Annotated in this window: 17 protein-coding genes; 11 read left to right on the top strand and 6 right to left on the bottom strand. The window is 39.4% G+C overall.

What is annotated here, in order from left to right; genetic code table 11:
- Positions 1-109 precede the first annotated feature (109 nt).
- Both BR73_RS0112700 and BR73_RS0112705 read left to right on the top strand, forming a co-directional pair.
- Positions 110-862, top strand: a complete 753-nt coding sequence (locus tag BR73_RS0112700; protein WP_033165821.1) for an endonuclease/exonuclease/phosphatase family protein — start codon at positions 110-112, stop codon at positions 860-862.
- A 438-nt stretch (positions 863-1,300) separates the two neighbouring features.
- Positions 1,301-4,099 carry a glycoside hydrolase family 3 protein gene (locus BR73_RS0112705; protein WP_033165822.1) on the top strand — a complete coding sequence of 933 codons (2,799 nt, stop codon included), beginning with the start codon at positions 1,301-1,303 and terminating at the stop codon, positions 4,097-4,099.
- Between the two features lie 207 nt (positions 4,100-4,306).
- Here BR73_RS0112705 and BR73_RS28320 read toward each other — a convergent pair whose 3' ends face one another.
- Both BR73_RS28320 and BR73_RS0112715 read right to left on the bottom strand, forming a co-directional pair.
- Positions 4,307-4,519, bottom strand: coding sequence for a helix-turn-helix transcriptional regulator (locus BR73_RS28320; protein ID WP_033165823.1), 213 nt, complete (start codon positions 4,517-4,519; stop codon positions 4,307-4,309).
- 1 nt (position 4,520) lies between these two features.
- Positions 4,521-4,835, bottom strand: coding sequence for a DUF6442 family protein (locus BR73_RS0112715; protein WP_033165824.1), 315 nt, complete (start codon positions 4,833-4,835; stop codon positions 4,521-4,523).
- Positions 4,836-5,131: 296 nt separating this feature from the next.
- Here BR73_RS0112715 and vanR point away from each other — a divergent pair, with 296 nt between their 5' ends.
- From vanR to vanT, 6 genes are all read left to right on the top strand, one after another.
- Positions 5,132-5,821, top strand: a complete 690-nt coding sequence (vanR, locus tag BR73_RS0112720) for a VanR-ABDEGLN family response regulator transcription factor (RefSeq protein WP_033165825.1) — start codon at positions 5,132-5,134, stop codon at positions 5,819-5,821.
- On the top strand, positions 5,814-6,908 hold the full coding sequence (locus tag BR73_RS29780) for a HAMP domain-containing sensor histidine kinase (protein ID WP_347463432.1): 1,095 nt from the start codon (positions 5,814-5,816) through the stop codon (positions 6,906-6,908). The genes vanR and BR73_RS29780 overlap by 8 nt, the downstream gene beginning before the upstream one ends.
- Before the next feature lie 247 nt (positions 6,909-7,155).
- Positions 7,156-8,226: a D-alanine--D-serine ligase VanG gene (vanG, locus tag BR73_RS0112730; RefSeq protein WP_033165827.1), complete on the top strand. Its 1,071-nt coding sequence runs from the start codon at positions 7,156-7,158 to the stop codon at positions 8,224-8,226.
- A complete protein-coding gene (locus BR73_RS0112735) occupies positions 8,223-8,978 on the top strand; it encodes a D-alanyl-D-alanine carboxypeptidase family protein (protein ID WP_051685184.1) in 756 nt (251 codons plus the stop codon). Before vanG ends, BR73_RS0112735 begins: the two co-directional genes overlap by 4 nt.
- The gene (locus BR73_RS0112740) at positions 8,975-9,997 is read left to right on the top strand and encodes an acyltransferase (protein ID WP_051685185.1); all 1,023 of its coding nucleotides are present in this window, start codon (positions 8,975-8,977) and stop codon (positions 9,995-9,997) included. Before BR73_RS0112735 ends, BR73_RS0112740 begins: the two co-directional genes overlap by 4 nt.
- A gap of 200 nt (positions 9,998-10,197) precedes the next feature.
- Entirely contained in the window at positions 10,198-11,364 is a 1,167-nt protein-coding gene (gene vanT / locus BR73_RS0112745; RefSeq protein ID WP_197032663.1) for a serine racemase VanT catalytic subunit, read from the top strand.
- Positions 11,365-11,424: 60 nt separating this feature from the next.
- Here vanT and BR73_RS0112750 read toward each other — a convergent pair whose 3' ends face one another.
- Positions 11,425-11,916: a DUF1836 domain-containing protein gene (locus BR73_RS0112750; RefSeq protein ID WP_051685186.1), complete on the bottom strand. Its 492-nt coding sequence runs from the start codon at positions 11,914-11,916 to the stop codon at positions 11,425-11,427.
- 477 nt (positions 11,917-12,393) lie between these two features.
- Here BR73_RS0112750 and BR73_RS0112755 point away from each other — a divergent pair, with 477 nt between their 5' ends.
- The 3 genes from BR73_RS0112755 (at position 12,394) to BR73_RS0112765 (ending at position 15,854) form a co-directional block, all read left to right on the top strand.
- Positions 12,394-13,014 carry a J domain-containing protein gene (locus BR73_RS0112755; protein WP_033165828.1) on the top strand — a complete coding sequence of 207 codons (621 nt, stop codon included), beginning with the start codon at positions 12,394-12,396 and terminating at the stop codon, positions 13,012-13,014.
- On the top strand, positions 13,005-13,538 hold the full coding sequence (locus BR73_RS0112760) for a hypothetical protein (protein WP_033165829.1): 534 nt from the start codon (positions 13,005-13,007) through the stop codon (positions 13,536-13,538). The genes BR73_RS0112755 and BR73_RS0112760 overlap by 10 nt, the downstream gene beginning before the upstream one ends.
- A 246-nt stretch (positions 13,539-13,784) precedes the next feature.
- Entirely contained in the window at positions 13,785-15,854 is a 2,070-nt protein-coding gene (locus tag BR73_RS0112765; RefSeq protein ID WP_033165830.1) for a Na+/H+ antiporter, read from the top strand.
- 3 nt (positions 15,855-15,857) lie between these two features.
- Here BR73_RS0112765 and BR73_RS0112770 read toward each other — a convergent pair whose 3' ends face one another.
- The 3 genes from BR73_RS0112770 to BR73_RS0112780 all read right to left on the bottom strand — a co-directional run bounded on the left by BR73_RS0112770 (position 15,858) and on the right by BR73_RS0112780 (position 19,285).
- Positions 15,858-16,502, bottom strand: a complete 645-nt coding sequence (locus tag BR73_RS0112770) for a TrkA family potassium uptake protein (RefSeq protein ID WP_033165831.1) — start codon at positions 16,500-16,502, stop codon at positions 15,858-15,860.
- Between the two features lie 92 nt (positions 16,503-16,594).
- Positions 16,595-17,995: a potassium transporter TrkG gene (locus BR73_RS0112775; RefSeq protein ID WP_051685187.1), complete on the bottom strand. Its 1,401-nt coding sequence runs from the start codon at positions 17,993-17,995 to the stop codon at positions 16,595-16,597.
- A 141-nt stretch (positions 17,996-18,136) separates the two neighbouring features.
- Entirely contained in the window at positions 18,137-19,285 is a 1,149-nt protein-coding gene (locus BR73_RS0112780) for an aldo/keto reductase (protein WP_033165832.1), read from the bottom strand.
- Positions 19,286-19,360: the final 75 nt, after the last annotated feature.

The following is a 19,360-nucleotide window of genomic DNA, read 5'->3' on the forward strand; positions in this document are numbered from 1 at the left end:
CGCATTTGCTTTCCTGCTTTGTGTACTTTGCCTGACTCTTTATGAAATAATCTTGACATTTAAATCAATATAACAGGAATTCGACAAGATAATAAAAGTAGGTGTGAGAATGCAGATAGTAACATTTAATATACGTTGTGATTATGGTCAGGACGGTGAAAATAATTTTGTGAACCGTAAAGATCTCATAGAGAAGAAAATTAAAGAAGAACAGCCGGACATACTCTGCTTTCAGGAGGTACTTCCTCATGTGGCTGAATGGTTAAAAAGCAATCTGACAGATTATTATGTAATTGGCTGCGGCAGAGACAGTAAGCTTGAAAATGAACAGACCTGTATTGCTTATCATAAGGAGGTGTTTAATATGGTGAAGATGGAAGTCTTCTGGTTATCAGATACACCGGAGGTTCCTGGCAGCCGCTACTTAAACCAGAGTGAGTGTCCAAGAACCTGTACTGTATTATACCTGCAGGAAATCAAAACCTCCAAAGTATTCAGGGTGTATAATACTCACCTGGATCATATTGGCAGTGATGCCAGAAAGCAGGGATTGAGCCTTATTATGGAGAAAATAATCAAAGCAGATTATCTTGGCAATATCCCTTTCATTCTGACCGGAGACTTTAATGCTCTTCCGGATTCAGAAGAGCTGGCTGTGTTAAAGAATTATGACAATCTCTATGATTGTACGGAGAGTCTGGACGGTACTTTTCATGATTATGGCAGAATAAAAGACGAAGAAAAGATAGATTATATTATTGCGGATAAAGCTTTTGGCTGCCAGGAATCAGTCAGATGGACTGACTGTGTGGACGGGGTCTATTTATCGGATCATTATCCGGTAAGTGTAGTACTTCATTAAAATTAAATTTTGACCTTTAGTTAAAAAGGCCAGATATTCCGGCAATTTAATATAATGAAAATCAAAAGTTACTTATAGAGAATTAAGATAACAGATACATGTTTGAATAGGGTGCTCTTTTGCTTTTATAAGAGCGCCCTTCTTTTATGATAAAGGAAAACGACAAAAAGCTGCATTTTAAATTTTATAGTTTCTTATATTGACATTAGTTTGAAAGATAAATTATTATTAACGTTGAGTCTAAAGTTAAGAATACTTTGGATTACTTCATGCAAAAGCTGGTGTGTATTATTGAAAACATAAATTATACCCTGATTTATGGCAAGAAAAATCTGTAAGCAGATGCAGCAGCAAAGTGTGTTAGTGCAGTGGAATCCAAGGTATCTTAAACAGAAAATGCATAAAATGACGATTGTTACTACAGCAGGAGGAATACGAATGAGTCAGAAGAAGACCGGAATCCCTTTGGAAGGATTTGCAGAATTTAGCAGGAAGGCAGCAGGAGCAGGAGCCGTTCTTATAAAGAATGAAGGAAAAGTACTCCCATTAAAGACTGGTGAGAGAGTATCTGTATTCGGAAGAATTCAGAAGAATTATTACAGAAGCGGAACAGGGTCAGGAGGCAGTGTAAATGTAGCTTATACCACCAATCTTCTTGATGGTCTGAGAAGTAAAAAGCATGTCCATATAAATGAAGAACTGGCAGCGGTCTATGAGAACTGGATTGAGAGCAACCCTTTTGATAACGGCGGAGGTGTTTGGGCAGGAGAACCCTGGAATCAGACAGAAATGCCTCTTTCCAGCGAACTGGTGGCTCAAGCGAGAAAAGTATCCGATAAAGCACTTATCGTAATCGGACGTACTGCGGGAGAGGATAAAGATAATGCCGCCGCACCTGGCAGTTATGAGCTGACGGTTGATGAGCTGGCAATGCTAAAGGCTGTAACCGAACATTTTGAAGAGGTTTCCGTAGTTTTAAATGTATCAAATATTATCGACATGAACTGGCTTGACCAGAAGGATTATAAATATCCTATTAAGTCCGTTATCTATTCCTGGCAGGGCGGTATGGAAGGCGGTAACGCAATAGCTGATGTTCTTGCAGGTGATGTAGTTCCCAGCGGTAAGCTGACAGATACGATTGCATACTCCATAGAAGATTATCCCTCTACCACAAATTATGGCGGTGAAATCAGTAATTTGTATCAGGAAGATATTTATATAGGGTATCGTTACTTTGAAACCTTCTGTCCTGAAAAAGTACATTATGAGTTCGGCTACGGGTTATCCTATACTGATTTTTCTATTTCTGACTTGAAAGCTGAAACCAGTAAAATCAATGGCATGGATTATCTTACGATTCAGGCAAAGGTTAAGAATATCGGAGAAGAATATGCGGGACAGGAAGTAGTGCAGGTGTATTACGAAGCTCCCCAGGGAATGCTTGGACGTCCTGTGAGAGCCCTTGGAGCTTTTGCTAAGACCGGTCTGCTAAAGCCCAAGGAAGAGGAAACTGTAACTATTACAATGCCTGTATCTGTTATGGCGGCTTATGATGACAGTGGTGTTACCGGAAATGCTTATTCTTATGTCTTAGAAGCTGGAGAGTACCGTATCTATGCCGGTAACAGCCTTAGAAATACAACCTTGGTTACGGTAGATGGAAATGAGAGCTTTATCCTGCAGGATTTGGTTGTGGTAGAAAGCCTGCAGCAGGCTATGGCACCGGTAGAAGGATTCAAAAGAATCAAACCGGGCAAGAAGAAGGAAAATGGTACTTATGAGATAGCTTATGAGGAGGTACCAACACGTTCATACTCCTTAGAAGAAAGAATCAAGAAGAATCTTCCGAAGGTATTCAGCTATACAGGCAATAAAGGAATAACTTTAAAGGATATAGCAGCCGGAAAGAATACCATGGGCGAATTTCTTGCACAGCTAACCAATGAGGACCTTGCAGCTCTGGTAAGAGGAGAAGGCATGTGCCATCCCCTGGCTACACCGGGAACTGCTTCTGCTTTTGGTGGCGTAACAGACAGCCTGTTAGGATATGGAATTCCTCTTGCCTGCACTTCCGATGGACCCTCCGGTATCCGTATGGACGGCGGCTATTTGGCTACTCAGGTTCCAATCGGTACACTGCTTGCTGCTACCTGGGATACAGCGTTAATTGAAGAGCTGTATGTACTGGAAGGCAAGGAATTGTTAAGCAATTCCATAGATATGCTGTTAGGACCTGGAATGAATATCCGCAGAAGTCCTTTAAACGGACGTAACTTTGAATATTTTTCCGAAGACCCTCTTATTACCGGTAAATTTGCCAGTGCAGTGGTGAAGGGTATTATGAAGGGTGGTTCTAATGCAACCTTAAAGCACTTTGCCTGCAACAACCAGGAGAAATTCCGTGCGAAAGTGGATGCTGTGGTATCTGAGCGTGCTTTAAGGGAAATCTATCTGAAGGGCTTTGAAATAGCAGTGAAAGAAGGCGGAGCCAACGGAGTTATGACTTCTTATAATCCTGTGAACGGACACTGGTCAGCTTCTAATTATGATCTGAACACTACAATCCTAAGAGGTGAATGGGGCTTTGAGGGAATAGTAATGACAGACTGGTGGGCTATCATGAACGATGTGGCAAAGGGAAGACAGGCAGGTACCCCTGCGGACAGAAAGAATACTCATTACATGGTAAGTGCTCAGAACGATCTGTACATGGTTGTTAGTAACTTTGGAGCGGAAGTAAATGCCTACAAAGATCTTACCATGGAAGCACTTGAACAGGGAACCCTGACCAGAGGTGAATTACAGCGTTGTGCAAAAAATATCTGTAAATTCATTATAAAGGCACCTGCATTTAACAAAGAAGAAAGCTTTGATGAAGAGGCAGTGGTAGTTGCAGCGGATTCAACTTTAGCCGATGATAATGCAATTGCTGTTGAAGAGGATACTTTTGTTACAATCCATCCTGATACAAAGGCACTTATAAGAGTAAAGGAAAATGGTACTTACAGGCTTATGGTTAGTGTAAGATCCTTTGGCAGTGAGCTTGCACAGACTTCCTGCAGTCTGTTCTTAAACGGAAGTCAGGCTGCGACTATTCAGACTGGCGGAACAGACGGACAGTGGATGAAACAGAGGCTTGTAAAAGCAGAACTGAGTGAAGGTATGTACAAGCTGGAGCTTCAGGAGCTGAAGCAAGGTATGGATATTGAATGGGTGGAATTTAAGAAGCTATAATTTCATGTAATGGGGTAAGAATGCCGCCTGGTTTCCTTGCGATACATTGTCTGAAAGACATACTTCCAATTCGTGTGCTAAAGGCGAAGGATTTTTACGATTATAGCACACCGAAGGGTAATATGTCTTTCAGCCAGTGGGTAGTGGAAATCCAGACGGCTTCTTACTGCAATATTGATGCTTTTTTTCTTAGATGTCTTATAGGTGTCAGTCTTCAAAATAAAATAAATCTTCAAATTTCTTATCCAGGGCAATACATAATATTAGGGCTAATTTTGCAGTGGGATTAAATTGACCTATTTCAATAGAGCTAATCGTATTGCGTGAAACTCCGACCATTTCTGCTAATTGAGTCTGAGAGAGCTTCAATTCTGCCCGTGCTTCTTTGAGATTGTTTTTTAAAATTAATTCATCATTCATATCATTTACCTAAATATGCTATTATAAAGTTTAACAGGGCAGCCAAAGCAGCAATGAAACCTGAAATCGATATAATAAGATACGTTTTGTTTTTGGTGAATTGGTACTTGGGAAAGGCTTCTGCGGCAACATAAGCCCAGAACATAGCTGTTGGAACATTATTGGGTTGATCCGTAAATAAATTAAATACTGTAATTACGACATAGAAACCGCAAAACACACTTATTCCAAGCTTCCTTCCACGATTTTCTGCAAGTAACATCCCCTCATCATTTTTCTCTTTTCTGCTTTTTTCAAGTATCGTTTCTTTATTCATTAAATACCTCCATATAATAGTGCCAAGTTTTCTTGCCAATCATATGTTAAAAGTACCAAGTTTACTTGGTATTATGTATCAGCATGGTTATAAGATGGATTTATTTTAACTTATTTTGATACATAAATAAGCTCCATTTTATTCTTTCTAGTCCATGACACCTTGAACACTTTCTGATTTTGGTATATTATGCTACTAGGTGTGTATTTTCACAAGGTGACACCGGGAAATATCTAAACGGCATTGCAAGGAACCAGCAATACCACGGAAATATGTAATGAAATGCGAGGACAGGAATGGGAGAGTCAATTTTAATAGTAGATGATGAAAAAGAAATTGCAGATTTGCTGGAGTTCTATCTTCAGAATGAAGGCTTTCATGTATATAAATATTACACCGGGAGAGAAGCACTGGAATGTGTGGCTTCAAATAAGTTAAGTCTTGCAGTGCTGGATGTAATGCTTCCGGATATTGATGGTTTTCGTATCTGCCAGAAGATCCGGGAGAAATATTTCTTCCCTGTAATTATGCTGACGGCAAAAGTGGAAGATATGGATAAGATTATGGGATTAACCCTGGGAGCGGATGATTATATTACCAAACCATTTAACCCACTGGAAGTGGTGGCAAGGGTTAAGACCCAGCTTCGAAGATATATGAGGTATAACAATGCAGAGGAGCAGGAGAGCACTGTTATTGACATAAGAGGGCTTACCATTAATAAAGACAATCATGAGTGTTCGTTGTTTGGCAGGGAGCTTGCCCTGACACCAATCGAATTCTCCATTCTCTGGTATCTGTGTGAACGCAAAGGAAAGGTGGTATCCTCTGAAGAACTCTTTGAAAATGTATGGAAAGAAAAATTCCTGGACAATAATAATACAGTAATGGCTCATATCGGAAGACTCAGGGAAAAGATGCAGGAGAATCCGAAGAATCCAAAGTTTATTAAAACTGTTTGGGGAGTGGGGTATAAGATTGAATAAGAAATTTGATATCAAAAGGAAACTGACTGCTTATATCTTTACCAGATTTATCATATGGCTGATGGTTTATACCTTTTTATTGCTGGGATCCTTTGTGCTTATCGGTGAAATCCTGCGCAGCATGACCTGGTATTCAGGTGACCTGTTGTACCGGTTATTTTCGGCCATTAACAGAAGAGATGTTTTGTTTTTAGGTACTCTCTGGGTTATTGGTGCCATTATAATCTTTCTCTTCTTCTGGTTTAAGACACTGGGATATCTTGAGAAAGTCACAGAAGCTGCCAGTCAGATATACAGTCCTTCTGAGGAACTTATAACCCTTCCGGAGGAATTAAAGGAGCTTGAAAACCGCCTGAACCAGAGTAAGCTTGAGTACAGGAAGAATGAACGTGCAGCAAGAGATGCAGAGCAGAGAAAAAATGATCTGGTAGTATACCTGGCCCATGACCTGAAGACTCCTCTAACATCAGTAATCGGTTATCTTACTCTGCTTAGGGATGAGAAGGAAATATCAGAAGCCCTGAAAGAAAAATATCTTGCCATATCCTTAAGCAAAGCTGAAAGATTGGAAGAGCTTATAAATGAGTTCTTTGATATCACCCGCTTTAATCTGACCAATCTGACACTGGAATTAAGCCGGGTCAATATTACCAGAATGCTGGAGCAAATTGTATTTGAAGCCGGTCCGGCTCTAAGGGAGAAAGCTCTTAACTGCAGATTAAATGCGGAGAGTGACATTTACATCCGGTGTGACGCAGGTAAAATGCAGAGGGTATTTGATAATTTGCTGCGAAATGCCATTAATTACAGTTTTGAAGAAGATACCATAATAGTTGCGGTGAAACAGAAAGGGAACGATATACACTTTATATTCATCAATCATGGAAATACCATACCGGAGGAGAAGCTGAGCCGGATATTTGAGCAATTCTACCGACTGGATACCTCCAGACAATCAAAAACCGGTGGTGCAGGCTTAGGACTGGCCATTGCAAAAGAAATCGTAGAACTGCATCAGGGAAAAATAACTGCCGCCAGTAAAGATGAAGTCATTACTTTTGAAATAACCATGCCGGCAATGCTATAAGAAACAATGTAAGAAAATTGTAAGAAATTCCGTATAAAAAAGTAGGAAAGTTCATATAGAAAACGAAAAAAAGCTGTCCGCTGTTTTGATAAGATGTTATCAGACAAGCGGATAGCTTTTTTTTATTGCGGGTGTCAGAATAAAGCAAAACAGCAATAACCGCTGAAAATAAGGAGAAAAGTGAAAGTAAACACTTTTACTCTCCTGGATTTGTAAGCATGTAAAGGCATGCAGATGGGAGCTAAGGATGAAAAAAATAACAAAATTCAGAAAAAATATAGCAGTTTTATTTGGAGGTAATTCTACCGAATATGAGGTATCACTTCAATCGGCATATTCCATTCTTACGGTATTGGAGAATAGTGATAAATACAATATCATACGTCTTGGGATTACAAGAGAGGGAGAATGGTACCGATATAATGGACCTTTAGAAGATATTCAGACGGATAACTGGAGAAATAATACAGAATTCTTAAGTCCAGCTTTAATATCACCGGATAGAAGAGTAAAAGGAATGATAGAATTCAGCAAAAAAGGTATGAAAACGACCACACTTCACGGAGTCTTTCCAGTGCTTCATGGAAAGAACGGAGAAGACGGCACAGTTCAGGGACTGATTGAACTTGCAGGTATTCCCCTGATCGGCTGCGGCACGGAAGCCTCCGCGCTTTGTATGGATAAGGACAGAGCTCACAAATTAGTCAAAGAAGCAGGCATAACAGTGCCAAAAGCAATACTCCTTACAAAAGCAGAGAAGGAAGAGGATTTATTAAAAGCACTGGGAGAATTAACCTGCCCCCTCTTTGTAAAGCCGGTAAAGGCCGGTTCCTCTTTTGGAATAACCAAAGTAACCAGGAAAGAAGCACTGATGGAAGCTGTTGAAGCAGCATTTCAACACGATTCGGAAGTTCTCATCGAAGAGAATATTGATGGGTTTGAAGTGGGCTGTGCCATTATGGGAAAAGAAGAACTGTTAATTGGTGAAGTAGATGAGATTCAGCTGGCAGACGGTTTCTTTGATTATACAGAAAAATATACCTTAAAAAGCGCTGTAATTCATATGCCTGCCAGAATAAACGATGAGACCAGGGAGAAAATCAGAAAAGCTGCGGCTTTGATTTATAAAACTCTTGGATGCAAGGGCTTTGCCAGAGTTGATATGTTCTTAACAACGGAGGGCAGTATTGTATTCAATGAAGTAAATACCATACCGGGTTTTACCTCACATAGCAGGTATCCGGGTATGATGAAGGGAATCGGTTTATCTTATGAAGAGATTCTTGACCGGCTTATAGGAGAGGAGTTGGGCTTATGAATAATAAAAGGATAACTATGTCTGATACCGAAAAAGGTAGTCTTATTCTCGTCAACAGAGATCATCCCCTAAAAGGTGAAACTTCAGGAAAACTGATAAATGTCGGCGGGATGGGAGTATTACTTGAAAGCAGGACTGCTGCTATGCTTGGTCAGCTGTTAAAGGATATCAAGGGGGAAGAGGATATTACGGCTGTCAGCGGATACCGTAGTTATAAGGAACAAAAGGAAATATTCAATGATTCACTGGCGGAAAACGGAAGAGAGTTTACGGAAAGGTATGTAGCATATCCGGGGTGCAGCGAGCATCAGACCGGATATGCCATTGATCTTGGAAAAACGGCAGAAGAGATAGATTTTCTCTGCCCGGATTTTCCATATGCAGGCACACCTCAGAAATTTCGGGATAAAGCAGCAGATTATGGTTTTATACAGCGATACGAGAAAGAGAAGGAAAGGGTCACAAAGATTGGTCATGAACCCTGGCATTTCCGCTATGTAGGATATCCTCATTCCAGAATAATGAAGGATAACAACTTCTCCCTGGAGGAGTATATGGAATTTATAGAGGAACATCGTTATGGTGTCAATCCCTTTGTCTTTCATGGAAATAAGCAGAGCTTTGAGATTGGCTGCCTCAAACTGGAGGAAAAGGAACAGGAAGTTACTATCAGTGAAGATATCATATATCAGATTTCAGGCAGTAATAGGAAAAGTGTGATCATTACACTCTGGAAGGAGCAGAAAGTGTGAAAAATGGATTAGTAGATACAAAGAAAGCTTATCCGGATATCGATGTCTTCAGGCTGGTGGCAGCAATTCTGGTTGTTGCTATCCATACCTCACCTTTGACCTCCTACAACGGTTATGCTGACTTTCTCCTTACCAGAGTAGTTGGGAGAGTGGCAGTCCCTTTCTTTTTTATGGTTACAGGATTCTTCTTATATAAAGAAGAGATGATACAAAGAAATAAGCTGATATCCTTTCTTAAAAGAACTTCCCTTTATTATATGGGAGCCATGCTTTTATATTTACCCATTAACTGGTATTCCGGTTATTTTAACAGCAAAAATCTTGGAGGTAAAATAATACGTGATGTATTGCTGGATGGAACCATGTATCATCTCTGGTACCTGCCGGCAGCTTTTTTAGGAAGTATTATTGCTTATTACACCCTGAAATACCTGTCCTTGAGAGGATCATTTCTGCTGACCTTCCTTCTCTATCTTCTGGGAGTGCTGGGCGACAGCTACTATGGATTAACCAAATCAATTCCGGTGTTAAATGGATTATACGACAATCTGTTTCAGGTTATGGATTATACCAGAAATGGAATATTTTTTGCCCCGGTGTTTTTTGTACTGGGGGCGATGCTTAAGAAACGGCGATGTGAATTCAGAAAGTCTGTTATCTTTACTGCAGTCTTTTTGGTGCTAATGGCTGCTGAGGCTACAGTCCTGAAAGGTAATAGCTTTATGAGGCATGACAGTATGTATCTGCTGCTGGTACCACTGATGTATTTTCTATTCTCGCTGCTTCTGCAACGGAGAGGAACACAAAAACGAGGATTTCGTCATATCTCCCTGATTATCTACATTATTCATCCCTTAATCATCATCCTCATAAGAGGTGCATCGAAAATAATAGGAATTGAAAGATGGACGGTTCATAACAGTTTGCTTCATTTCCTTTTGACGGCTGTTTTTTCTTTTCTGGCAGGGTTGATCATTACCAATGTATTGAATAGATTTCGCTTAAAATCTCCAACCTGATATAAAACTATGCCAGCGGATATGGTATACCAGCGGATATGGTTTACCATCGGATATTCAGTAACGGAATAACGACAGGGAACGCAATAGTGAATTATAAATCTAAATAGAAAGGATGCCCTGCCACAGGTTAAATCATTCCCAGCCTTAAACTTGCGGCAATATTACAGGGAAACTCGTAGTGGGCAATGAGTGAATATATGAATCTAAGTATAAACAACACAATTTCAGTGATGAAACCGCAGACCTTTGAGAAGAACCGAGCATGGCTTAGCATAGATACCAGCAATCTGCTTCATAATGTAAAGGAACTTCAGGGAATAATGAAAGGTGACTGTAAACTGATGGCAGTTGTGAAAGCCAATGCTTACGGACACGGAAGTGTGGAGACTGCAGCTTCATTAAATAATGCCGGAATCAAAAATTTTGCAGTAGCCACCTTAAACGAAGGCATAGAACTTCGATTAAGCGGTATCCGTGGAGAGATTCTGGTGCTTGGTTACACCGATGTTTCCTATGCCAGAGAGCTTAAGGAATACAGGCTTACCCAGACAGTTGTTGATTACTCCTACGGAATAGAACTGGAAAGTAAGAAGATACCTGTAAATGTTCATATAAAAATAGATACCGGTATGCGCAGGCTTGGAATGGAATCGAAGGATTTGGAAAGAATTAGAGAAATCTTTTCATTTAAGTACCTGAATGTTACTGGCATGTTTACTCACCTTTGCGCAGCTGACAGCAGAAGCTTGGAAGATATTTATTTTACGGAAAAGCAGACAGAGAGCTTTTATCGGCTTGTGGATGAGCTAAAGGCTATAGGAATAAAGGTTCCGGTTCATGTACAAAGCTCCTACGGCTTATTAAACTATAATGAGCTGCCCTGCGATTACGCCAGGATTGGAATTGCGATGTATGGCTGCTTAAGTTCTGCAAAAGACAAGACTGTAATAATGCCGGATCTAAAACCGGTATTGAGCCTGCAGTCCAGACTGGTGCTCATAAGAAATATACCGGCAGGTGAAAGTGTTGGATATGGAAGAGTTTATCAGGCATCGGAGGATAGGACCATTGGAATATTATCAATAGGTTATGGGGATGGTTATCCCAGAGAACTTTCAGAGGGTAAGGGAGAGGTACTTATAAAAGGAGTAAAGGTGCCGGTAATCGGCCGCATCTGTATGGATCAGCTAATGATTGACATAACAGGAATACAGGGTATTAAGAGAGGTGATATAGCAACACTAATGGGAGGCAGTGCAAATGAAATGATTCCGGCTGATGAAGTTGCTGACAGCGCAGGAACCATTGCAAATGAACTTCTTAGCAGACTGGGAAACAGGCTGCCGCGTATATATACCAGGTAACAACTTAAGGTGTGTTTAAAAGCTGCCTATGCCAGGAGCTGTTCCCCTTTCAAATACGCCTTAGGTTATCGCCTGGGCAGAAATATAATATCTGGCAAGAAGCGTATAGGAAAAGGACAGTGCCATGGTCTGTATGGTATCATTTGGTTTGTGGATAATTGTCTCCTCCTTATCCCCAAAGGCCATTGCAATAGCAGCTTCAAGTTCATCACAGAATAAGTTATAGGTTTCTTCATAATTGTCACTATTCTGTAATAATGAAATACTGCGGCTGATATCTGTCAGGGTTAACACCGGCTTTAACAAAAAGAGCACATAAAGATAAGCCAGATGTTCTCTTTGGTATTTTTTATTTTTGGAAGGAACGATAATTTTCTGTTTCACATAGTTGTTTATCATGGTCGATGTAACGGGCTTAACGGAAGAATCTTCATAAAATAAGGAGACATTCTCCTCCAAAAGGCTGATGACCTGATCCATATATAATTCAATGGCAGGCCATTCTTTCCATCTCGGGCAGCGGTAATTCAGAATATCCTTTAAAGTAAACATAATCAAACTCCTTTACAGGCAGGTCTACATGTGATGGATGCCAATATAAAATAAAGATATATAAACATAAATGAAATCTTTAAATATAGCATAATATATAAGTTGAATTATAGTTTTATCTTTTTCCGGTCTGATGGTATATAAAAGTGATGATACCGGAGTAAGAAAAGATACCATAATTCAACTTATTTAAGTTGTGAATATATAGTAATTATGATAATATTATATAGTATTGAATACTATAAGTCAACGAAATAAGACAAAAAAGTCTGACTATTAAGAACATATGGTATAATATTAAAAAACCTATGTACGTCTCTAAAAATTAAATAAATTTGTTAAGAAATATTTAATAATGTTACCTTTCATAAAAGTTGTCAAATGTGCTTTGAAATGGTAAAATAATAAAAACTTATAATTTAATCACAAACAAAGGAATAGGTTGCTTCCTATTAGCAAGCTACAGGTGTAAATAAAATGATAACAGATCCTTATAAATCCTTAGGAGTATCTCCAAATGCATCCAATGATGAAGTAAAAAGAGCTTACAGAGAATTAAGCAGAAAATACCACCCGGATTCTAATGTGGACAATCCATTGTCAGATCTTGCCGCAGAGAAATTCAAGGAAGTGCAGGCTGCTTATGATCAGATCATGAAGGAAAGAGAAGGTGGTTCCAGTAGCAGCAGTTCCGGCTACGGAAGACCAGAAGGAACCTCCGGTGATTCAGCAGAACTTAATACTGTATACAATTATCTGAACGGAAGACGTTACAGAGAGGCACTTAATACCTTAAGCAACATCTATCCAAGAACTGCAAGATGGTATTATTACAGTGCAATTGCCAATGCCCAGACGGGTAATAATTATGTGGCTTTAAATCATGCAAGAGAAGCTGTTAACATGGAACCGAATAATGTTGAATACAGAAACCTGCTGAATCAGATGGACTGGCAGGGCAGACGTTATGACAATACCAGGCAGCAGACCTACGGCGGTTATGGAAGCGGCTGTGGAAGCGGTAATTTTTGCTGTGATTTATGTATTGCGGATTCCTTATGTGAATGTATGGGAGGGGATTTGTGCGGATGTTTCTAAGCACGAGGAAATTGACTTTTCTCGGACTGCTGCTGGCAGTTACCGTATTGCTGATAGTATTAAGCGGTATTTTGGAATTTAATACCCTTTTTCTTCTGGCGGTAGCCTCTTTTGGTGTTGGTATAGCCGTAAGAGAAGCCGGTGTACCAATGGGGGTTGGGTATTTAATCGGTAGTATAGCACTTGGTTTTTTTCTGGCTCCCAATAAATTATATTGCATAACCTATGGAGCTATGGCAATTTACCTGCTTGTGGTAGAGTGTATCTATGATAAGCTTCTTGTGGTTAATAGTGCGGCAGTACGGGGAAAACTACTGTGGGTTCTAAAGTATCTAATATTTAACCTGCTCTTTATACCAATGCTGTTATTGTTTCCAGGTCTTATCTATGCAGGTAAAATAGACACCAGGTTAATGCTTCTGATGTTTGCAGGAGGACAGGTACTGCTGTTTTTATATGATAAAGGATACAGATATTTTCAGGGAGTTATCTGGGAAAGAGTGAGAACAAAGCTGAAGCTGTAAACTGTATATATGAGGTACTTGAGCGACTGTTTGAAAAGGCAGCTCTGCTAAGGTGCCTCTTTTCTATTTTATCTAAAACTGTACTCTCATTAAGCAAAAAGTACCATTATTTAAATGGGGAAATTATATAGTTGAAAATTTATATAGTATTCAAGAAAATTAATCAAGCACATAAGAAACATTTCACACACGTTTTTATCCCTGATATTCGAGGTTTAGGCGTGGTGAGAAAGGCATGGTATTAATATGGAACTATTCTATGGTGTGCTCCTGATGCTTGGAGCAATACTGCTGTCAAATATATTGAATCGAGTTCTTCCTTCTTTTTCTGTTCCGGTTATTCAAATCATACTAGGCATAATAATATCTCTATTTCCTTCAGTGTATCATTTTACTCTTGATCCCGAGCTGTTTTTAATACTGTTTCTGGCACCGTTATTGTTCCATGACGGTATGCATGCAGATAAGAAATCCCTTTGGGAGTTAAGAAAACCTATTATTATGCTGGGCTTAGGTCTTGTATTTTTTACAGTGCTGGCAGCCGGATATCTGATTCATTTTATGATTCCGTCTATTCCGCTGCCGGCAGCCTTTGCACTGGCAGCAGCTTTGGCTCCAACAGATGCAGTAGCTGTCGGTTCTCTTGGCAAGAGAATAAAGATACCGGATTCCATAATGAATCTACTGGAAGGGGAGGCACTTATTAATGATGCTTCTGGTATCGTTAGCTTTCAGTTTGCTGTAGCTGCAATGGTAACCGGTTCTTTCTCACTGCTTCATGCGGGTGCTGAGTTCTTGTATGTAGCACTGGGGGGAGTGCTTATAGGCGCGGTTCTTACTGGTTTTAAATACCTTATTGTGAAATGGGTTCGTTTATTGGGTATGGAGAATGTTACCTTCCATCTTCTGATTGGAATACTTACCCCTTTTCTGATCTTTATGGTTGCTGAGGAACTTCATGTAAGCGGAATCCTTGCAGTTGTAATTTCCGGTGTCATCCATTCTATAGAAAGCAGAAAATTAAATCCTGAACTGGCAACCCTTAAGATTGCTTCCAAAAGTGTATGGTCCACGCTGACCTTTATATTAAACGGACTTGTTTTTGTTATATTAGGAATGCAATTTCCCGAAATCATTAATACCATCTGGTATGATATCTCCTTTGATAATTTGAAGATTATCGGTTATATTCTGGTTATAACTTTAGCGATGATGCTTATTCGTTTCTTATGGTCTTACTTTATCGTAAGTGAAGGTCAGGTGGAAGAGGGGAGAGGTGAGAAGAAATTTGGAAGAATAAAAGAGAGCCTGGTAATCAGTATGTCAGGTGTCAGAGGCAGTGTAACTCTGGCAACTACCCTTTCCTTACCCTTTTTCCTTAACGATGAAAGTAATTTCCCTCAAAGAGATCTTATTATCTTCCTGGCAGCGGGAGTTATCCTTCTTTCACTGCTGATAGCAAATTTCCTCCTGCCGCTTTTCTTCAAAGAAGAAGAAAGCATTGAAGCCGATGAGGAGGAGAGGGAGGCATGTCTTGAGATTATTGAAAGTGTTATTAAGCAGCTTAATAATCTGGTGGATGAAAACAACCGCTTTGAAATGAGTAAAGTAACAAGGAATTATATTCTGAGGGCAGAAGAGTTAAGAAACAGAAATTATTCAAGAAACGCGCTGTTTGAAGAAGAGATGCAGTTAAGAGAACAGGTGCTTAACTGGGAAACAGAGAATACCAATAAGCTACGTCAGAACAAAGTAATAGAAGACAAGACTGCAATTCAATATCTTCAGCTCTTAGGTGAGATAAAAAAGAGAAATACCACAAAGAGAAGAGGCTTTAAGGTAGCATTTCTAAGGCAGTTTATACGTAATTTCAAACGAATGAAAGCCCTGAGTCAGAAAAGGGAAATAATTTATGAGAACCGTCTGCAGATTGCTAAGCTTCGTAAGCTTAACAGTCAATATGTATTGGCAAAGCTATATGAGAAGAAAAAGCAGGAGAAAACCCTGAGCATCAACAAACTCATTGCAGAGTATGAACGTCTGGAAGCTATGATGTTAGAACGAAAAGTATCTTCTAAGGACAAGCTGGAGGTAAAAGGAGAAATAAATAATATCAAAGAACTGCCGGCCTCCGAGGATCAGCATGCTGTTTCGGAGGCGGGGGATATGACAGATCTGGTGTCCTTAGGCTTTCAAATGGAAAGGGATGGTATCCAGGCAATGTTTGAAGCAGGAAGGATATCCAGAGATACAGTAAGAAAACTGCGAAATAATATAGCATTAATGGAATTACAGATTAAAAATCAGGACTTTTAAAGCTTATCTGGATTTTAAAACGATAAGATCGTCCTTTGGCAGCAGGACGGTCTTCGCATCCAGAACTGCCATAACTTCGTTTTCCCTGATAATAGCAATAACATTAATGGATTCCGTCTGCCTGAGCCTCAGCTTATCAAGACTTTTCCCTTCCCATTCAGGGAGTGGTTTCATTTCTATAATATCATATTTGTCTGAACGGTGTATGGAATCCATTAAATCATTGGTAATCAGGCTATAAGCAACTCTTTCACCCATCTCTTTTTCAGGCAGGATAACCCTGTCTACACCAATTGATTCGAAAATCTGCTTTTGTCTGATTCCATTAGCTTTCACTATTATATAGTTTACTTTTAGCTCTTTTAGAATAGTTGCGGTAACCGCGGCAGATTCAAAATCTCTGCCGAAAGCAATAATTACAACATCAAAATTGCTGATACCTATTTTTTCTAAAACCGCTTTATCAGAAGCATCAGCCTGTATGATATGGGTTGCTATATGCAGATTTTCCTGTACGATCTGTTCATCTATATCACAGCATAGTACGTGATAGCCGTTGTCGGTAAGAGCTTGAGTTAGCCCTTTACCAAATTTGCTTAAGCCTAAAACAGCAAATTGCGTATTATGGCTAATTCTGAATTTTTTCATAATAACCTCTTTCTTAAATATCCATTCATAATGAGATATTCGTTAATCCGTCGTTAAAAAAACATTTTAATACATACCAATGTAAATCGCAGCTACCCGATCATAATGTCTTCAGATGGATAGTTTATTCGTCCGTTTATCTCACTATTTCGGTTGGCTATGGATAATAACAGAGCAATAGGACCAAGTCTTCCTATGAACATAAATACAATCAGTATTACCTTTCCCGGAGCCGAGAGATATGGAGTTATTCCCGTTGTTAAACCAACAGTACCAAGCGCGGAGGCTACTTCAAATAATAAATCCATGGGTGTATGGTTAAAATCTGAATATCTTTCTGTGAATGATAACATGACAGTACCGCTTAGCCAAAGAATTGACATGATTACGACTACAGCTATTGCTTTTTGCAATGTAACAACTGGTATTGTACGGTGAAACAATGTAATGTTTTTGCAGCCTGTTATGGTGCTTATGACACTACATATAATAATAGCCACAGTTACCGTCTTTATACCGCCTGCTGTTCCGCCTGGTGATCCTCCGATTAACATAAGTATACAGGAAATCATCTTTGAGGTGTCATTTAATTCATTCTGAGGAATAGAAGCGTAACCTGCAGTCCTTAAAGTAACAGATTGAAAGAAACTTGCCAGTATTCGCTTACCCTGGCTTAAATTACCCAACGTTCCCGGATTTGAATATTCAGAGCAATAGATTAGTAAAGCTCCGGCAATAATCAAAGTAACAGTGCTGATTAAAACCAGTTTTGTATGGAGGGAAAGATATAGCTTTTTTCTGTTATTGCGTGAAAGTACAGATTGAACTTTTAAGTGAATATCCCTCCAGACAGAAAAACCAATTCCACCCAATATAACCAAGAACATTATGATAAGGTTTAAAAGTATACTGTCCACATAAGGTATCAAACTTAACTCTCCGATAATGTCAAATCCGGCATTACAGAAGGCAGAGACAGAATGAAAAATACCAAATGCCAATGCCTGATACCACGCCATTTTCTGCTGCAAGAAAAATATAAATAGAAAAACAGCTCCAATTCCTTCTACTATTAATGTACCCCGGATAACAAGATTGACAAGTTTCACCATACCGCTAAGAGTCTGAATATTAAAAGCTGATTGTACTGCCAATCTATCTTTTAGAGTGACTTTTTTACCTATATGAATAAGGAAAAAAGTGAAAATGGTAATTAAACTAAGCCCGCCTAACTGTATGAGGCACAGTATAACTATTTTACCAAAAATACTCCAGGTAGCTGAGGTGGTAAGAGTTACCAATCCGGTTACGCAAACAGCTGAAGTGGTTGTAAAGAGAGCATCCAGATAAGATACCTCTACACCGTTTTTTCTGGAAATCGGTAGATATAATAATATTGATCCGATCAACAGTAACAGTACAAAGCTGATAACAATAGTTTGTGATGGTGATAATTTGTGGTTAAACCGTAGTACAAGTGTTTTAATTTTCATTAAGTCTCTTCCTATCATTTATCAATTGTCCAATGTTAGATATTATATGTTGTGTGCATATATTTGTCAAATCCATAATATCCTTTTTCTATTACATTATTATTAAAATGAAATTAAAAAATATTAAGATGAGACAAAAAATTAATGTTTCATAAAACGATTCATAAGGGAGGTCATGGGTTTATAAGGGAAGCTCTCCAGAGAAGCAGTAACGGCCTTTAATTCCTTACGTATGGCAATGCTTTGAGGACAGTGTTTTTCACATAATCCGCAGCCCACACATCTGGAGGAATTATGTCCGGCTGTTCGTATAATATAATTGAAGCGGGCAGAGATTTTCCTGGTTACTGCAGTTTCGTTATAGCAGGTAAAGCACATAGGGATATCAACCCCATGGGGACATGGAATACAATAAGCACAACCGGTACAGGGAACCAGAAAAGAGCGGTTCAAGACATCCTTTACTCTTTTGTACAATTCTTTTTCCCTGTCAGTAATGATATCAGCTTGAGCCTGGCTGGCGGAAGCAACATTGGCCTGAAGCATTTCCTGAGAGTTCATACCGGAGAGCACCGTTAAAATCTGGGGATGATTCCATAACCAGCGGAAGGACCATTCAGCCGGTGAATGCTTCACTTCGGATTCGTCAAATACCTGTAAAGCCTCCTTGGGAAGATTGACCAGCTTGCCGCCTCTTAAAGGCTCCATGACCATAACAGGAAGTCCCTTTTCCGCTGCGTAGAGCAGTCCGTTCTTGCTTGCCTGGTTATATTCATCATAATAATTATACTGAAGCATACAGAATTCCCAGGGATATGCATCGACGATTTTAACAAATTCCTCCTGTCCGCCATGATAGGAAAAACCGATATTTCGAATCTGTCCTTTTGCTTTCTTCTCCTCTATCCATTCTTCAATTCCCAGGCTTATCATTCTCTGCCATACATCCAGATTGGGAAGCATATGTATAAGGTAATAGTCAATGTAATCTGTTTTCAGCCTTTCCAGCTGGGTATGAAATATTTTGTCAAAATCCTCTTTTTTCTTTACAAGATAAGGCGGGAGTTTGGTTGCAATTTTTACTTTTTCACGGTAGCCCTTTGATAAGATCCGGCCCAAGGTGGCTTCACTGCCGGGGTATATGTATGCGGTATCAAAGTAATTCACACCCATTTCAATTGCTTTTATTATCTGTTGTTCTGTTTCCTTTTCATCTCGTTTAAAACGCATACAGCCAAATGCCAGGACGGATATTTCATCTCCGTTTTTCGGATTAACACGGTATTCCATGATTACCTCTTTTCCTTGATATCCTTGGATATTCAATGTTTAATTAAAACCAGCTACCCTTTACTCCCAGTAAAG

Source organism: Clostridium sp. KNHs205 (genome assembly GCF_000702945.1).
Lineage (GTDB): Bacteria > Bacillota > Clostridia > Lachnospirales > Lachnospiraceae > Anaerocolumna.

What these genes read in the sequence shown, in the direction of transcription:
- BR73_RS0112700 (WP_033165821.1), top strand. Translation starts at nt 110, where the DNA reads ATGCAGATAGTAACATTTAATATACGTTGTGATTATGGTCAGGACGGT.
- BR73_RS0112735 (WP_051685184.1), top strand. Translation starts at nt 8,223, where the DNA reads ATGAATAATAAAAGGATAACTATGTCTGATACCGAAAAAGGTAGTCTT.
- vanG (WP_033165827.1), top strand. Translation starts at nt 7,156, where the DNA reads ATGAAAAAAATAACAAAATTCAGAAAAAATATAGCAGTTTTATTTGGA.
- BR73_RS0112765 (WP_033165830.1), top strand. Translation starts at nt 13,785, where the DNA reads ATGGAACTATTCTATGGTGTGCTCCTGATGCTTGGAGCAATACTGCTG.
- BR73_RS0112760 (WP_033165829.1), top strand. Translation starts at nt 13,005, where the DNA reads ATGTTTCTAAGCACGAGGAAATTGACTTTTCTCGGACTGCTGCTGGCA.
- BR73_RS0112780 (WP_033165832.1), bottom strand. Translation starts at nt 19,285, where the DNA reads ATGGAATACCGTGTTAATCCGAAAAACGGAGATGAAATATCCGTCCTG.
- vanT (WP_197032663.1), top strand. Translation starts at nt 10,198, where the DNA reads ATGAATCTAAGTATAAACAACACAATTTCAGTGATGAAACCGCAGACC.
- vanR (WP_033165825.1), top strand. Translation starts at nt 5,132, where the DNA reads ATGGGAGAGTCAATTTTAATAGTAGATGATGAAAAAGAAATTGCAGAT.
- BR73_RS0112775 (WP_051685187.1), bottom strand. Translation starts at nt 17,995, where the DNA reads ATGAAAATTAAAACACTTGTACTACGGTTTAACCACAAATTATCACCA.
- BR73_RS0112750 (WP_051685186.1), bottom strand. Translation starts at nt 11,916, where the DNA reads ATGTTTACTTTAAAGGATATTCTGAATTACCGCTGCCCGAGATGGAAA.
- BR73_RS0112715 (WP_033165824.1), bottom strand. Translation starts at nt 4,835, where the DNA reads ATGAATAAAGAAACGATACTTGAAAAAAGCAGAAAAGAGAAAAATGAT.
- BR73_RS0112705 (WP_033165822.1), top strand. Translation starts at nt 1,301, where the DNA reads ATGAGTCAGAAGAAGACCGGAATCCCTTTGGAAGGATTTGCAGAATTT.
- BR73_RS0112755 (WP_033165828.1), top strand. Translation starts at nt 12,394, where the DNA reads ATGATAACAGATCCTTATAAATCCTTAGGAGTATCTCCAAATGCATCC.
- BR73_RS0112770 (WP_033165831.1), bottom strand. Translation starts at nt 16,502, where the DNA reads ATGAAAAAATTCAGAATTAGCCATAATACGCAATTTGCTGTTTTAGGC.
- BR73_RS28320 (WP_033165823.1), bottom strand. Translation starts at nt 4,519, where the DNA reads ATGAATGATGAATTAATTTTAAAAAACAATCTCAAAGAAGCACGGGCA.